The sequence below is a fragment of the Haliea sp. genome, assembly GCF_040221975.1.
Taxonomy (GTDB): Bacteria; Pseudomonadota; Gammaproteobacteria; order Pseudomonadales; family Halieaceae; genus Haliea.
In genome coordinates, this window is the sequence record NZ_JAVJWR010000011.1 from 1 (window position 1) to 15,954 (window position 15,954).

The window sequence follows — 15,954 nt, forward strand, 5'->3', positions numbered from 1 at the left end:
ACGCAACCGCCGAACCGCTGCCCCAGGTCTCTGCACACACCTTGGTCAGTGCCGCCGTCAGCGTCGTCTTGCCGTGGTCAACGTGACCAATGGTGCCCACGTTGACGTGGGGCTTGTTACGTTGAAACTTTTCCTTTGCCACTGTTAGTCACCTCTGTGAGATAGCTGAATTACTTGGTTGAGTTCTTGGAAATGATTTCCTGGGCGATGTTGTTCGGTGCTTCCGAGTACTTGAGGAACTCCATCGTATAGGTCGCACGGCCCTGGGTCGCGGAACGCAGATCGGTGGCGTAGCCAAACATCTCGGCCAGCGGTACCTCGGCATTGATCACCTTGCCGGATACGCTTTCGTCCATGCCGGAGATCAGGCCGCGGCGACGGTTCAGGTCGCCAACCACATCACCCATGTTCTCCTCCGGGGTGATCACCTCGACTTTCATCATCGGCTCCAGCAGTACCGCACCACCGCTCTGGGCGAGCTTTTTGGTAGCCATGCTGGCGGCGATCTTGAACGCCATTTCGTTGGAGTCCACATCGTGGAAGGAACCGTCGTAGAGTGTCGCCTTCAGGCCCAGCAGGGGGTACCCGGCGAGAACGCCGTTCTGCATCTGCTCTTCGATACCCTTCTGTACCGCAGGCACGTATTCCCGGGGCACTGTGCCGCCGACAACCTCGTTGACGAACTCCAGGCCCTCGGCGTTCTCGTCACCGCCCGGCTCAAACCGGACCCAGACGTGCCCGTACTGGCCACGACCGCCGGACTGGCGTACAAACTTGCCCTCGATCTCGCACTTGTTGCGGATCGCCTCGCGGTAGGCCACCTGCGGCTTGCCGATATTGGCCTCGACGCTGAACTCGCGGCGCATGCGGTCAACAATGATATCCAGGTGCAGCTCGCCCATGCCGGAAATGATCGTCTGTCCGGTTTCGGGATCCGATTTGACCCGGAATGACGGATCTTCCTGCGCCAACTTGCCCAGGGCGACACCCATCTTTTCCTGGTCCACCTTGGACTTCGGCTCCACGGCCACGGAAATCACCGGCTCGGGGAACTCCATGCGCTCCAGCACGATGGGCTTGTCGGCATCACAGAGGGTGTCCCCGGTGGTGGTGTCCTTCAGGCCCACCGCAGCGGCGATATCGCCTGCCAGTACTTCCTTGATTTCCTCGCGGCTGTTGGCGTGCATCTGCACCATGCGACCAATACGCTCTTTCTTCTGCTTCACCGAGTTGAAGACACCGGTGCCGCTCTCCAGCTTGCCTGAGTAGACGCGGAAGAAGGTCAGCGTGCCGACAAAAGGGTCGGTGGCGATCTTGAACGCCAGCGCGGCAAAGGGCTCGTTGTCATCCGCCTGCCGGGTGGCCGGAGTTTCATCCCGATCCAGCAGCGTGCCCTCGATCGCCTTGACCTCGGTCGGGGACGGCATGTATTCAATGACCGCGTCCAGCATCGCCTGCACGCCCTTGTTCTTGAACGCGGAACCGCCCAGAACCGGCACAATCTCGTTGGCCAGGGTGCGGGCGCGAATACCCTGCTTGATCTCCTCGACGGTCAGCTCCTCGCCTTCGAGGTACTTGTTCATCAGCTCGTCGGTGCCTTCGGCAGCTGCCTCAACGAGCTGCTCTCGCATTTCCGCACAAATGTCGACCATGTCGGCGGGGATGTCTTCCAGGGTGAACGTCATGCCCTGGTCTTCCTCGCTCCAGATGATCGCCCGGTTCACCACCAGGTCAACAACGCCCCGGAACTCGTCCTCGGAACCGATCGTCATTTGCAGCGGCACGGGGTTGGCACCCAGGCGGGTTTTAAGCTGGGCGACTACCTTGCGGAAATCCGCGCCGGCGCGGTCCATCTTGTTGACGAATACCATCCGCGGTACTTCGTACTTGTTGGCCTGGCGCCAGACCGTTTCGGTCTGGGGCTGAACGCCGGATGAGCCGCACAAAACAACAACAGCGCCATCCAGCACCCGCAGGGAACGCTCTACCTCAATGGTGAAGTCAACGTGTCCGGGGGTGTCGATGATATTGATCCGGTGTTCGTCAAACTGCTGGCCCATGCCGCGCCAGAAACAGGTGGTAGCAGCGGACGTGATGGTGATACCCCGCTCCTGCTCCTGCTCCATCCAGTCCATGGTGGCAGCGCCATCGTGCACTTCGCCAATCTTGTGCGAAAGGCCGGTGTAGAAAAGAACGCGCTCGGTGGTTGTGGTTTTACCCGCATCCACGTGAGCGCAGATACCGATGTTACGGTACCGTCTGATAGGAGTCTTGCGTGCCACGATAATATCCCCTGTAACAGGTTGCCTGGCGAAAAGTTAGAACCGGTAGTGAGAGAAAGCCTTGTTGGCCTCTGCCATGCGATGCACATCTTCCCGCTTCTTCACGGCGTTGCCCTTGCCCTGGGAAGCATCGATGATTTCACCGGCGAGACGCTGGCGCATGGATTTCTCACCGCGATTACGCGCGTAGTCAACAAGCCAGCGCATGGACAGCGCGACGCGACGCGACGGACGGACTTCAACCGGCACCTGATAGGTGGCACCACCGACCCGGCGGGATTTTACTTCCACCATCGGAGCGATGTTTTCCAGAGCTTCGTCGAAAGCCTCGATGGGATCTTTCTTCAGGCGCTCCTGCACGATCTCGAGGGCACCGTAAACAATGCTCTCGGCGACAGATTTCTTGCCGCTGACCATGACGTGGTTCATGAACTTTGCCAGCGTCACATTGCCGTACTTTGGGTCCGGCAGGACTTCGCGTTTGGCGACTACTCGTCTTCTTGGCATGGTATTGCCCTTCTCTCTTCAGGTTAATCCGAACACCGACCTGCCACATTGAGCGGGAGAGGCAGGGGTTCAGCCTTACTGCTAACGTTTACCCGGGGTGCAACCCCGAGCGTTTACTTGGGCCGCTTGGCGCCGTACTTGGACCGGCCCTGACGGCGAGCCGACACACCGGAGGTGTCCAGACTGCCGCGCACGGTGTGATAACGCACACCCGGCAAATCCTTGACCCGGCCGCCGCGGATCAGCACCACACTGTGCTCCTGCAGGTTGTGACCCTCACCACCGATGTACGAGGAGACCTCGTAGCCGTTGGTCAGGCGCACCCGGCAGACCTTGCGCAGTGCAGAGTTCGGCTTCTTGGGGGTAGTCGTGTACACACGGGTGCACACACCGCGGCGCTGGGGGCAGCTCTGCAGGGCCGGCACGTCGCTTTTCGCCACCTTGCGCTTCCTGGGCTTACGAACCAGTTGGTTGATCGTTGCCATTCCGATGGAACTCCAAAATATTTGTTTAGTTTCATGACCTTGCGGCCAACCTCAAGCCTGTAACCCGACCTGCGATTCCGGTCAGCCTGGGCTGCCCGGTCACGTACTTCCCGCCCGCTGCCCGCACACAGCATGGCACCCCGGGAATGAGGAGGCGGCATTCTATAGACGCCCCCCTGGGTAGTCAAGAATAGTTTGCCCGCCGGCCTCGCCCACTGTAGGAGCGCGGTCTCCGCGCGATCCCTGTAGGAGCGCGGTCCCCCTGTAGGAGCGCGGTCTCCGCGCGATGAACCCATCGCCCGCGGAGCGGGCTCCTACTCGCTGTCCTGCAGTGCCTCGGTCAGCGCCGCTTCGATCTCCTGCGCCGACACGCTCACTTCCGGCTCGCCGCCGCGGGTGCGCTTGCGCTCCTCGTGGTAGGCAAGACCGGTGCCCGCAGGGATGAGACGACCCACAACCACGTTCTCCTTCAGGCCGCGCAGGTAATCACGCTTGCCGGTCACTGCCGCTTCCGTCAACACCCGGGTGGTCTCCTGGAACGAGGCCGCCGAGATAAAGCTCTCGGTCGCCAGCGATGCCTTGGTGATACCCAGCAGTTCACGTTCGCCGGCAGCGGGCACCAGGCTCTGGGCCAGCAGACGCTCGTTCTCCTCCAGCAGGGTCACGTACTCGACCTGTTCACCCTTGATCAGGCTGGAGTCACCGGAGGACGTGATCACGACCTTGCGCAGCATCTGCCGCACAATCACCTCGATGTGCTTGTCGTTGATCTTCACGCCCTGCAGCCGGTATACCTCCTGGATCTCGTTGGAGATGTACTTGGCCAGTTCCTCGACGCCCTTCAGCCGCAGGATGTCATGCGGGCTCATCGGCCCTTCGGACACAACCTCGCCCTTCTCGACGAACTCGCCCTCGAACACGGACAGATTGCGCCACTTCGGGATCAGGGCCTCGTAGTGGTCGGAGCCATCCGCCAGGGTCTTGCCGTCCACAGGCGTGATGACCAGGCGGCGCTTGCCCTTGGTTTCCTTGCCAAAGCTGACGGTACCGGAGATCTCCGCCAGGATGGCGGGTTCCTTCGGCTTGCGGGCTTCGAACAAGTCGGCCACGCGCGGCAGACCACCGGTGATGTCACGGGTCTTGGAGCCTTCCTGGGGAATACGGGCGATCACTTCGCCGGCTTCCAGGGTGGCGCCATCTTCCATGTTCACCAGCGCGTGCGCAGGGAGGAAATAGTGCGCCGGGACATTGGTTCCCGCCAGGCACAGCTCCTCGCCCTTGTCGTCCACCAGGGTAATGGCGGGGCGTACGTCCTTGCCCGCCGCCGGCCTCTCGCCCACATCCATCACTTCAATGTTCGACAGGCCGGTCAGTTCGTCGGTCTGGCGCTTGATCGTGATGCCCTCTTCCATCCCGGAGAAACGGGCAGTACCCGCCACTTCGGTGATGATCGGGTGCGTGTGGGGGTCCCAGTTGGCAACCACGTCGCCCGAAGCCACTTCCGCGTGGTCGCGGACCTTGATCAGGGTGCCGTAGGGCAGCTTGTAGCGCTCGCGCTCACGGCCCATCATGTCCAGTACCGACAGCTCACCGGAGCGCGAGACCGCGATCAGGAAGCCGTCCTTGCGCTCCACGGTCTTGACGTTGTGCAGACGCACCTTGCCGTCGTTCATGACCTGGATGTTGTCCTGGGCTGTCTGCCTCGATGCCGCACCGCCGATGTGGAAGGTACGCATGGTCAGCTGGGTACCCGGCTCGCCGATGGACTGGGCGGCCACGACCCCGACTGCTTCACCCATGTTCACCCGGTGACCACGGGCCAGGTCTCGACCGTAGCAGGTGGAACAGATCCCGTGGCGGGTTTCGCAGGTAATCGGCGAGCGCACTTCCACCTCGTCGATACCCATTTCCTCGATACGCTTGATCCATACCTCATCGAGCATGGTGCCGGCGGTGATGGCAATCTCGTCTTCGCTGCCGGGCTTGATCACGTCGCGGGCGACAATACGGCCAAGCACGCGGTCACCCAGGGATTCGATGATATCGCCGCCGTCGATAACCGGGGTCATCAGCAGACCCTGATCGGTACCACAATCCACTTCGGTGACCACCAGGTCCTGGGCCACGTCGACCAGGCGCCGGGTCAGGTAACCGGAGTTCGCGGTCTTCAGCGCCGTATCCGCCAGGCCCTTGCGGGCACCGTGGGTGGAGATGAAGTACTGCAGTACGTTCAGACCCTCGCGGAAGTTCGCGGTGATCGGGGTTTCGATGATCGAGCCGTCGGGCTTGGCCATCAGGCCGCGCATGCCCGCCAGCTGGCGGATCTGGGCGGGCGAACCCCGGGCGCCGGAATCGGCGTAGATATAGACCGAGTTGAAGGAGGCCTGCTCCTCTTCCTCACCATCGCGGTTGATCACCGTCTCCTTGGAGATCCCTTCCATCATCGCCTTGGACACCAGATCGTTGGCGCGGGACCAGATGTCGATGACCTTGTTGTACTTCTCGCCCTGGGTCACCAGGCCCGCGGCGTACTGATCTTCAATCTCCTTCACTTCACGGTCCGCGCGACCGATGATTTCGGCCTTGGCATCGGGAATCACGAAGTCGTTGACCCCGATGGACGCACCGGAACGGGTGGAGTACTCGTAGCCGGTGTACATCAGCTGGTCAGCGAAGATCACGGTCGCCTTCAGTCCCACCACGCGGTAGCACTGGTTGATGATCCGGGAGATCGCCTTCTTGGCCATGTCCTGGTTGACCATGTCATAGCCGATTCCCTGGGGCACGACTTCCCAGAGCAGGGCACGACCAACGGTGGTATCGGCGATAAAGGTACGCTCGCTGCGCTCCCCTTCCTCGTTCAGCACCACCTCGTGGATCCGCACCTTGACCCGTGCCTGCAGGTGTACGTGACCGGCGCGGTAGGCGCGATTCACCTCGGAGACGTTGGCAAAAATCATGCCCTCGCCCTTGGCGTTTACGCGCTCCCTGGTCATGTAGTACAAGCCCAGAACCACGTCCTGGGAGGGCACGATGATGGGTTCGCCGTTGGCCGGCGAGAGAATGTTGTTGGTGGACATCATCAGGGCCCGCGCTTCCAGCTGGGCCTCAATGGTCAGCGGCACGTGCACCGCCATCTGGTCACCGTCGAAGTCGGCGTTGTAGGCGGCACAGACCAGCGGATGCAGCTGGATTGCCTTGCCTTCAATCAGCACGGGCTCAAACGCCTGGATACCCAGACGGTGCAGAGTCGGCGCGCGGTTCAGCAGTACCGGGTGCTCGCGGATAACCTCGGCGAGGATATCCCACACTTCCGGCGGCTCGCGCTCAACCATTTTCTTGGCGGCCTTGATGGTGGTCGCCAGGCCGCGGGCTTCGAGCTTGCCAAAGATGAAAGGCTTGAACAGTTCCAGCGCCATCTTCTTCGGTAGGCCGCACTGGTGCAGCTTCAATGTGGGGCCCACCACGATCACGGAACGGCCAGAATAATCGACCCGCTTGCCCAGCAGGTTCTGGCGGAAACGGCCCTGCTTGCCCTTGATCATGTCGGCCAGGGACTTCAGCGGGCGCTTGTTGGAACCTGTGATGGCGCGGCCGCGGCGGCCGTTGTCCAGCAGCGCGTCCACGGACTCCTGCAGCATGCGTTTTTCGTTGCGCACGATGATATCGGGCGCATTGAGATCCAGCAGCCGCTTGAGACGGTTGTTGCGGTTGATCACCCGGCGGTACAGGTCGTTGAGATCGGAGGTCGCGAAGCGACCACCGTCCAGCGGTACCAGCGGACGCAGATCAGGCGGCAGCACCGGCAGCGCATTGAGCACCATCCACTCGGGCTTGTTGCCGGAACCGGCGAAAGCCTCCATCAGCTTCAGGCGCTTGGACAGCTTCTTGATCTTGGTCTCGGAGTTGGTCTGCGGAATCTCTTCCCGCAGGGTCACGATCTCGCGCTCCAGATCCAGCTGCCGCATCAGGTCCTGAACCGCTTCGGCACCCATCTTGGCGGTGAACTCGTCGCCGAATTCCTCCATTGCCTCGTAGTACTCCTCATCCGTCAGCAGCTGACCGGGATTCAGGGTAGTGAGACCCGCATCGGTGACCACGTAGGATTCGAAGTACAGCACCCGCTCGATATCGCGCAGGGTCATGTCCAGCAACAGGCCGATGCGCGAGGGCAGCGACTTGAGGAACCAGATGTGTGCCACCGGGCTTGCCAGCTCGATGTGCCCCATGCGCTCACGGCGCACTTTGGCCAGGGCCACTTCCACGCCACACTTCTCGCAAATGACACCGCGATGCTTGAGGCGCTTGTACTTGCCGCACAGGCACTCGTAGTCCTTTACCGGGCCAAAGATCTTGGCACAGAACAGGCCGTCCCGCTCCGGCTTGAAGGTACGGTAGTTGATGGTCTCCGGCTTCTTCACTTCACCGAACGACCAGGCCCGGATCATTTCCGGCGACGCCAGGCCGATACGGATGGCATCGAATTCTTCTGACTGTCCCTGGGACTTGAGTAGATTAAGTAAGTCTTTCAAGGTCTTTCCTCCGCGAGGTTTTCCTTCCAGCCGCAGCGGCACACTGTGCCGCTGTCAGCCCCGAGTCCGTATTAACGCTGGCTAGTCACTCTCCAACTCGATATCGATACCGAGGGAGCGTATTTCCTTGACCAACACGTTGAAGGACTCGGGCATGCCCGGTTCCATACGATGGTCGCCATCGACGATGTTCTTGTACATCTTGGTCCGACCGGCAACGTCATCCGACTTGACCGTGAGCATCTCTTGCAGGGTGTAGGCGGCACCGTAGGCCTCCAGGGCCCAGACCTCCATCTCCCCGAAGCGCTGGCCACCGAACTGGGCCTTGCCGCCCAGCGGTTGCTGGGTAACCAGGCTGTAGGAGCCGGTGGAACGGGCGTGCATCTTGTCGTCCACCAGGTGGTTCAGCTTCAACATGTACATGTAGCCCACGGTGACCGGGCGATCAAACGCTTCGCCGGTACGGCCATCGTAAAGCGTAAACTGACCACTTTCCGGCATGTCAGCCAGCGCCAGCAGCTCCTTGATGGACTCCTCCGCGGCACCGTCGAAGACCGGAGTGGCCATCGGCACGCCCTGGCGCAGGTTGTTGGCCAGTGCCAGGATCTCGCCGTCGGTGAGCGACTTGATATCTTCCGGGCGCCCTGCGCCATTGTTGTAGATCTTCTCGAGGAACCCGCGTACCTCGGCGGCCTTGCGCTGCTCCTGCAGCATCTGGTCGATCTTCTCGCCCAGACCCTTGGCAGCCATGCCGAGGTGGGTTTCCAGGATCTGGCCCACGTTCATGCGCGAGGGCACACCCAGCGGGTTGAGAACGATATCCACCGGCTCACCGTTGGCGTCGAATGGCATGTCTTCCACCGGCATGATCACCGAAATCACGCCCTTGTTACCGTGGCGGCCGGCCATCTTGTCACCGGGCTGGATGCGACGCTTGATCGCCAGGTAGACCTTGACGATCTTGAGTACGCCGGGGGCGAGGTCGTCGCCGCTCTGCAGCTTGCGTTTCTTGTCCTCGAAACGGTCCTCCAGCAGCTTGTTCTGCTCTTCCAGCTGCTTCTTCGCCGAGGCCAGGGTCTCATTGAGGCCGGCATCGGCCAGCTTCAGCTTGAACCACTGTTCACGCTCCAGCTCCGCGAGCACCTTCTCGCTCAGCTCCGTGCCCTTGGCGAGGCCGGCGCCGCTGACGGTCTTGGCACCCTTGAGCTGGTTGCCCAGCAGGGAAAAGGTCGCCTCTTCGAAGATGCGGTACTCTTCCTTCAGGTCCTTGCGGAACTTGTCCAGCTGGTGCTTCTCGATATGCAGGGCGCGCTGGTCCTTTTCCAGACCGTCGCGGGTGAAGACCTGGACGTCGATCACCGTGCCCTTGGTGCTGGACGGCACGCGCAGGGAGGTGTCTTTCACATCCGACGCCTTTTCACCGAAGATCGCACGCAGCAGTTTTTCCTCCGGCGTCAGCTGGGTCTCGCCCTTGGGCGTGACCTTGCCGACCAGGATATCCCCGGCCTCCACTTCGGCACCGATGTAGACGATGCCGGACTCGTCCAGCTTTGCCAGCGCGCTTTCACCGACGTTGGGAATATCCGCGGAAATTTCCTCGGAGCCGAGCTTGGTATCGCGGGCGATACAGGTCAGCTCCTGGATGTGGATAGTGGTAAAGCGGTCTTCCTTGACTACCCGCTCGGACACCAGGATGGAGTCCTCGAAGTTGTAGCCATTCCAGGGCATGAACGCGATGCGGATGTTCTGCCCCAGGGCCAGCTCGCCCATGTCGATGGAGGGGCCATCGGCGAGGATGTCGCCGCGCGCCACCACGTCACCCTGCTTCACTATCGGGCGCTGGTTGATGCAGGTATTCTGGTTGGAACGGGTGTACTTGGTCAGGTTGTAGATGTCGACCGGCGCTTCATCGCGACCGACGTCCTTGTCATTGACCCGGACAACGATGCGGCTGGCATCGACGGAATCGATGATGCCGTCGCGCTTGGCCACCACGCAGACGCCTGAATCCGCGGCCACGTAGCGCTCCATGCCGGTACCCACCAGCGGCTTCTCGCACTTCAACGTAGGTACGGCCTGACGCTGCATGTTCGAACCCATCAGGGCGCGGTTGGCGTCGTCGTGCTCCAGGAACGGAATCAACGCAGCGGCAACAGACACCACCTGCTTCGGCGACACGTCCATGAAATCGACACGCTCGGGCGGCATGACGGTGAATTCGTTCATGTGCCGCACGGCGATCAGATCGTCGACGAAACGCATGTCCTTGTCCACCGCCGCGGAGGCCTGGGCAATAACGTGCTCGGCCTCGTTGATGGCGGACAGGAACTCGATGTCATCAGTAACCTGGCCGTTCACCACCTTGCGGTAGGGGCTTTCCAGGAAGCCGTAATCGTTGGTCCGGGCGTAGGTCGCCAGCGAGTTGATGAGACCGATGTTGGGACCTTCCGGCGTCTCGATCGGGCACACCCGGCCATAGTGGGTCGGGTGCACGTCGCGGACTTCGAAGCCGGCACGCTCCCGGGTCAGACCGCCCGGGCCGAGCGCCGAAACGCGGCGCTTGTGGGTCACTTCCGACAGCGGGTTGTTCTGGTCCATGAACTGCGACAGCTGACTGGAGCCGAAGAACTCCTTGACCGCCGCGGACACCGGCTTGGCGTTGATCAGGTCCTGGGGCATGAGGCCTTCGCTCTCGGCCATGGACAGGCGCTCCTTGACCGCACGCTCGACGCGCACCAGGCCCACCCGGAACTGGTTCTCGGCCATTTCACCAACGGAACGCACCCGGCGGTTGCCGAGGTGATCGATATCATCGGTCATGCCGCGGCCGTTACGAATGGCGACCAGCGATTTCATCACGTCGACGATGTCGTCGCGATCCAGCACGCCGCTGCCAGTCACCTCTTCGCGACCGAGCCGGCGGTTGAACTTCATGCGGCCAACGGCGGACAGGTCGTAGCGGTCGGCAGAAAAGAACAGGTTCTGGAACAGGTTTTCCGCAGACTCCTTGGTCGGCGGCTCGCCGGGGCGCATCATGCGGTAAATCTCGACCAGCGCTTCCAGTTCGTTGCGGGTGGAATCCAGGCGCAGGGTGTCGGAAACGTAGGGGCCGCAGTCAAGCTCGTTGGTATACAGGGTATCAATGGTGTTGATGCCCATTTCTGTCAAGCGCGCGAGAATTTCATCCGTCAGTGCGGTGTTGCATTCAACCACCACTTCGCCGGTCTTCTTGTCGACCACGTTCTTCGCCAGCGCACGGCCGAACAGGTACTCGCGCGGGATTTCGAGTTCCGAAACTTCCGCCTTCTCCAGCTCGCGAATGTGACGGGCGGTGATACGCCGGCCCTGCTCGACAATAACCTTGCGACCAACCTTGATGTCAAAGGAAGCGACGTCACCACGCAGGCGCGCGGGAATCAGCGCCATCTTGTAGTTGCCTTCCTTGTCGACAGAGAAGGTGTTGACCTCGTAGAACATGTCGAGGATTTCTTCGGACTGGTAGCCCAGCGCGCGCAGCAGGATCGTCGCCGGCAACTTGCGGCGGCGGTCGATACGCACGAACACCATGTCCTTCGGGTCAAACTCGAAGTCCAGCCAGGAGCCGCGGTAGGGAATCACGCGAGCGGAGTAGAGCAGCTTGCCCGAGGAGTGGGTCTTGCCCTTGTCGTGGTCAAAGAACACGCCCGGTGAACGGTGCAGCTGGGACACGATCACCCGCTCGGTACCGTTGACGACGAAGGTGCCATTGTCGGTCATCAGGGGGATTTCCCCCATGTAGACTTCCTGCTCCTTGATGTCCTTGATGGTCTTGTTGGCGGAGTCCTTGTCGTAGATGATCAACCGCACCTTGACCCGCAGGGCGCATGAATAGGTGATGCCGCGCAGCTGGCATTCGTTGACGTCGAACACCGGTACGCCGAGCTTGTAATCGACATACTCCAGCGCAGCATTGCCGCTGTAGCTGACGATCGGGAACACGGATTTGAAGGCTGCGTGCAGACCGTAGTCGCCGCGCTCTTCCAGTGGCACTCCCTGCTGGGTAAACTTGCGATATGAATCCAGTTGAATCGCAAGCAGGTAGGGCACATCCATCATGTTCGACAGCGTGCCAAAATCCTTGCGAATACGTTTCTTCTCAGTGTACGAGTATGCCATCAGTACTCCCCAGCGTGTTTAGCTTCCCGCCGCCGTGCCGGCGGCAAGCGAGGCCTTGGACGGGCTGCCGGCACCTGGTGCCGCAGCCCTGAAAAATCTTGTGCTCTTCAAGCGGGAAAAGGCCGGCAGGCAAAAGCGCCCACCAGCCTTGTCCTGGTCCAGCAAAAGCCAGACATGAAGCAAGCGCTTACTTGACCTCTACGGCCGCGCCGGCTTCCTCCAACTTCTTCTTCAGTTCCTCGGCGTCAGCCTTGGAAACGCCTTCCTTCACCGGGGAGGGAGCGCCGTCCACGACAGCCTTGGCTTCTTTCAGGCCCAGGCCGGTAACTTCGCGCACAACCTTGATGACGTTGACCTTCTTCTCGCCAGCGGCGGTCAGAATCACGTCGAACTCGGTCTGCTCCTCGGCAGCCGCGCCGGCATCGCCAGCGGCGGCAGCTGGCGCGGCAGCAACAGCTGCAGCGGCAGTTACGCCGAACTTTTCTTCCATTGCGCTGATGAGCTCAACGATATCCATTACGCTCATTTCAGCGATTGCATTCAGAATGTCATCTTTGGACAGAGCCATGACTCATATCTCCTGGTTAGCTGCTTAATTAAACGACAGTGGCTTACGCCGCTGCCTCTTTCTGATCGCGTACTGCTGCCAGTGTGCGAACCAATTTTCCAGGTACTTCGTTCATCGTCTGTACCAGCTTGGTTGCCGGCGCCTTCATTACACTCATCAACATCGAGAGTGCCTGATCACGCGTCGGCAGTTTGGCCAGTACATCCAGTTGATCCGCACCCAGCATTTGGCCGCTCACCGCCAGTGCCTTCACCTCGAAGCTTTTATTCTCCTTGGCGAAATCCTTAAAGAGTCGGGCCGCTGCGCCCGGGTCTTCCATCGAAAACCCGAACAGGGACGGACCTACCAGTACGTCAGAGACGCACTCGTAATCCGTTCCTGCCAGCGCGCGCTTTGCCAGTGTGTTCCGCACTACACGGAGGGTCACCGCATTTTCACGCGCGCTCTGGCGCAGAGCCGTCATCCCGCCCACAGTCACGCCACGTGCATCGGCGATGACCAGGGACAGGGCACTGGTGGCAGTCTCGTTAACTTCAGCAACGATCGCTTTCTTGTCTTCGAGTCCAATTGCCACTGGTATTACTCCTGGAATTACAGTTCCGGTGCAGCCAAGCCTATGGCCACACCACCTTGCGTGGTGAACAATTCACCATCTGCGTAGGCTGGGCAGCCCTCGCGGGTTGCTCGATTAAGCCGCAGCTGTCAAAGTAACAGCGGCGTCACCTACGGTCTTTGATGGCCTTCAGTTCTCAGCTAATCAGGCGCTTGCCCAAGACTGCTCCAAAGACCTCAAAGTGGACAACAGCGTCCGGTGGGATGCTGCTGCCCGGGCCCTCATCCGTGAAAGACCCTTGTGGACGCGCCCCTTGTGGGGACGCTTCCAGTCAGACTTCTATCGACGCCTGGTCGACAGCCACACCCGGGCCCATGGTGGTGGACAGGGTGATTTTCTTCATGTACACGCCCTTCGCGGCGGCCGGCTTGGCCTTGCGCAGGTCGGCCAGCAGCGCTTCGAGGTTCCCCCTGATTGCCGCGGGCTCGAAATCGATCTTGCCAATACCGCCGTGAATGATGCCGTTCTTGTCTGTACGGAAACGGACCTGCCCGGCCTTGGCGTTCTTCACCGCGGTCAACACGTCCGGCGTCACGGTACCGGTCTTCGGGTTCGGCATCAGGCCGCGGGGGCCCAGCACCTGGCCCAGCTGGCCGACCACGCGCATGGCGTCCGGTGAGGCAACAACCACGTCGAAGTCCAGCATGCCGCCCTTGATCTGCTCGGCCAGGTCTTCCATGCCGACAAAATCGGCGCCGGCGGCCTTCGCCTGCTCCGCTGCGTCACCCTGGGTGAACACCGCGACCCGGACTACACTGCCGGTCCCGTGCGGGAGGGTCGTTGCACCGCGAACAGCCTGGTCGGACTTCCTGGCATCGACGCCCAGGTTTACCGAGACCTCAACGGTCTCGTTGAACTTGGCGGTCGCAAATTCCTTCAGCAGCGCAACCGCTTCGTCAAAGGAGTAGGTCTTGCCCGGCTGGATCTTGTCCTTGTATGCGCGTACGCGCTTGGAGAGCTTGGCCATCAGATAACCCCCTCAACATCGATCCCGGCAGAGCGAGCGCTGCCGGCTATAGTACGCACTGCTGCGTCCATGTCCGCTGCCGTCAGATCCGGCCACTTCTGGGTGGCGATGTCTTCCAGCTGGGCGCGGCTGACCTTGGCAACCTTGACCGTGTTCGGTGTGGCGGAACCCGAGGTAATACCCGCGATCTTGCGCAGCAGAACCGCCGCCGGCGGCGTTTTCTTGATAAAGGTAAAAGAGCGATCAGCGTAGACGGTGATCACCACCGGAATTGGCAGACCGGGCTCCATGCCCTGGGTCTCGGCGTTGAACGCCTTGCAGAATTCCATGATATTCACACCGTGCTGGCCCAGCGCGGGCCCGACTGGCGGGCTCGGATTGGCCTGGCCGGCTTTCACCTGCAGCTTTATATAAGCTGAGACTTTCTTTGCCATGACTTGACTCCCGGGTACTAGCGCCTTCGGCGTCCAGCCCTTGCGGGCCGGGGCTTCGGGCTCCCCACTGTGACGGCCGCGGCCGTCCGTTAATTTCAGTGGCGGGACCAGCCCGCCACCGTGCTACCTGTCAGGCCTTTTCGACCTGACTGAATTCCAGTTCCACCGGCGTGGAACGTCCAAAAATCAATACCGCCACGTTGAGGCGGCTCTTCTCGTAATTGACCTCTTCGACAACGCCATTGAAATCGTTGAAGGGGCCATCGATGACCCGGACCATTTCGCCGGGTTCGAACATGGTCTTCGGGCGCGGCGCCTCTGTTCCAGCCTCGACACGCTGCAGAATGGTCGCCGCTTCGGCCTCGGTGATCGGCGCCGGCGCATCCGCCTTGCCGCCGATGAAACCCATCACCCGCGGGGTCTCCTTGACCAGGTGCCAGGTAGCGTTATCCAGCTCCATCTGCACCAGCACATAGCCGGGGAAGAACTTGCGCTCGCTGCGGCGCTTCTGGCCGGCGCGCATCTCCACCACTTCCTCGGTCGGCACCAGCACCTCACCGAAGCGGTCCTGCATGTTGTGCAGTTCGATACGCTCCTTCAGGGCCGCCGCGACTTTCTTCTCGAACCCGGAAAAGGCATGAACCACATACCAACGCATTGCCATCGGCTATCCCTTAAACTTTTGACTAACCAATCACCAGCGACACCAGCCAGCCCAGGAGCGAATCCAGACCCCACAGCATCAGCGCCACCAGTAATACGAAAACCACGACAATCAGCGTGGTTTGGACGGTCTCCTGCCTTGTCGGCCAGACGACTTTGCGAATCTCGGTGCGGGAGCTCTTGACCAGCGTCCAGAATGCCACACCCTTGGCGGTCTGCAGGGCGATCAGGGCCGCGACGATTGCAATCGCGACGATACCCAGCACCCGGTACAACAGCGACTCGGCCGAGAAATAGCTGTTGCCGATGATGCCGACAGCCAGCAGGGCAACCACCACAGCCCATTTCAGGGAATCGAGCCGTCCGGCGTTCGTTTCCACACTCATTACCACTATCCTTTAGGTCAGGCCGCGCGCCCTGCGCACAACCCCCTGCCATGTATGGCAGGCCAGGAGGGAATCGAACCCCCAACCTGCGGTTTTGGAGACCGCTGCTCTGCCAATTGAGCTACTGGCCTATATCCTCTTCTGAGACAACGAAGCCGAACTGCCCGCAAGCGGTTCGGCTCGAGTAATCAGCAGGGCACCAAGGCACCCCCTGACCGGGTTCTTACTCGATGATCTTGGCGACGACGCCGGCACCCACGGTGCGGCCGCCTTCGCGGATCGCAAAGCGCAGACCGTCTTCCATCGCGATCGGCGCAATCAGGGTCACAACCATCTGCACGTTGTCACCCGGCATTACCATC

The 15,954-nt window shown here is 61.1% G+C and carries 13 protein-coding genes and 1 tRNA gene; all 14 read right to left on the reverse strand.

Annotated features, from left to right (window positions below; all coding sequences use genetic code 11):
* On the reverse strand, positions 1 to 142 hold a 142-nt coding region (locus RLO07_RS03710), incomplete at its 3' end, for a GTP-binding protein (RefSeq protein WP_350143620.1).
* Positions 143 to 170: 28 nt separating this feature from the next.
* Positions 171 to 2,282 carry an elongation factor G gene (fusA, locus tag RLO07_RS03715; protein ID WP_462290789.1) on the reverse strand — a complete coding sequence of 704 codons (2,112 nt, stop codon included), beginning with the start codon at positions 2,280 to 2,282 and terminating at the stop codon, positions 171 to 173.
* Positions 2,283 to 2,318: 36 nt separating this feature from the next.
* Entirely contained in the window at positions 2,319 to 2,789 is a 471-nt protein-coding gene (gene rpsG / locus RLO07_RS03720) for a 30S ribosomal protein S7 (protein ID WP_350143829.1), read from the reverse strand.
* A gap of 113 nt (positions 2,790 to 2,902) precedes the next feature.
* Positions 2,903 to 3,274, reverse strand: coding sequence for a 30S ribosomal protein S12 (rpsL, locus tag RLO07_RS03725; RefSeq protein WP_027951188.1), 372 nt, complete (start codon positions 3,272 to 3,274; stop codon positions 2,903 to 2,905).
* Between the two features lie 314 nt (positions 3,275 to 3,588).
* Complete coding sequence (gene rpoC / locus RLO07_RS03730) at positions 3,589 to 7,806, reverse strand: DNA-directed RNA polymerase subunit beta' (protein ID WP_462290790.1); 4,218 nt, start codon at positions 7,804 to 7,806, stop codon at positions 3,589 to 3,591.
* Positions 7,807 to 7,887: 81 nt separating this feature from the next.
* Positions 7,888 to 11,961, reverse strand: coding sequence for a DNA-directed RNA polymerase subunit beta (gene rpoB, locus RLO07_RS03735; protein WP_462290791.1), 4,074 nt, complete (start codon positions 11,959 to 11,961; stop codon positions 7,888 to 7,890).
* 187 nt (positions 11,962 to 12,148) lie between these two features.
* Positions 12,149 to 12,529 carry a 50S ribosomal protein L7/L12 gene (rplL, locus tag RLO07_RS03740; protein WP_462290792.1) on the reverse strand — a complete coding sequence of 127 codons (381 nt, stop codon included), beginning with the start codon at positions 12,527 to 12,529 and terminating at the stop codon, positions 12,149 to 12,151.
* A 43-nt stretch (positions 12,530 to 12,572) separates the two neighbouring features.
* Positions 12,573 to 13,103 (reverse strand): 50S ribosomal protein L10, encoded by a 531-nt coding sequence (gene rplJ, locus RLO07_RS03745; protein WP_462290793.1) that lies wholly within the window; start codon positions 13,101 to 13,103, stop codon positions 12,573 to 12,575.
* A gap of 310 nt (positions 13,104 to 13,413) precedes the next feature.
* Entirely contained in the window at positions 13,414 to 14,109 is a 696-nt protein-coding gene (rplA, locus tag RLO07_RS03750) for a 50S ribosomal protein L1 (protein WP_462290794.1), read from the reverse strand.
* Positions 14,109 to 14,543: a 50S ribosomal protein L11 gene (gene rplK / locus RLO07_RS03755; RefSeq protein WP_462290795.1), complete on the reverse strand. Its 435-nt coding sequence runs from the start codon at positions 14,541 to 14,543 to the stop codon at positions 14,109 to 14,111. Before rplK ends, rplA begins: the two co-directional genes overlap by 1 nt.
* Positions 14,544 to 14,673: 130 nt before the next feature.
* The gene (gene nusG / locus RLO07_RS03760; protein ID WP_462290796.1) at positions 14,674 to 15,207 is read right to left on the reverse strand and encodes a transcription termination/antitermination protein NusG; all 534 of its coding nucleotides are present in this window, start codon (positions 15,205 to 15,207) and stop codon (positions 14,674 to 14,676) included.
* A 22-nt stretch (positions 15,208 to 15,229) separates the two neighbouring features.
* Entirely contained in the window at positions 15,230 to 15,592 is a 363-nt protein-coding gene (secE, locus tag RLO07_RS03765; RefSeq protein ID WP_462290797.1) for a preprotein translocase subunit SecE, read from the reverse strand.
* Positions 15,593 to 15,647: 55 nt separating this feature from the next.
* A tRNA-Trp gene (locus tag RLO07_RS03770) sits at positions 15,648 to 15,723 on the reverse strand.
* A 92-nt stretch (positions 15,724 to 15,815) separates the two neighbouring features.
* Positions 15,816 to 15,954, reverse strand: a 139-nt coding sequence (locus tag RLO07_RS03775; protein ID WP_462290412.1) for an EF-Tu C-terminal domain-related protein, incomplete at its 5' end; no start/stop codon positions are given.

Coding starts and splice junctions, on each gene's coding strand:
- rpsG (WP_350143829.1), bottom strand. CDS start 2,789: ATGCCAAGAAGACGAGTAGTCGCCAAACGCGAAGTCCTGCCGGACCCA.
- rpsL (WP_027951188.1), bottom strand. CDS start 3,274: ATGGCAACGATCAACCAACTGGTTCGTAAGCCCAGGAAGCGCAAGGTG.
- rpoB (WP_462290791.1), bottom strand. CDS start 11,961: ATGGCATACTCGTACACTGAGAAGAAACGTATTCGCAAGGATTTTGGC.
- rplL (WP_462290792.1), bottom strand. CDS start 12,529: ATGGCTCTGTCCAAAGATGACATTCTGAATGCAATCGCTGAAATGAGC.
- rplA (WP_462290794.1), bottom strand. CDS start 14,109: ATGGCCAAGCTCTCCAAGCGCGTACGCGCATACAAGGACAAGATCCAG.
- rplK (WP_462290795.1), bottom strand. CDS start 14,543: ATGGCAAAGAAAGTCTCAGCTTATATAAAGCTGCAGGTGAAAGCCGGC.
- nusG (WP_462290796.1), bottom strand. CDS start 15,207: ATGGCAATGCGTTGGTATGTGGTTCATGCCTTTTCCGGGTTCGAGAAG.
- secE (WP_462290797.1), bottom strand. CDS start 15,592: ATGAGTGTGGAAACGAACGCCGGACGGCTCGATTCCCTGAAATGGGCT.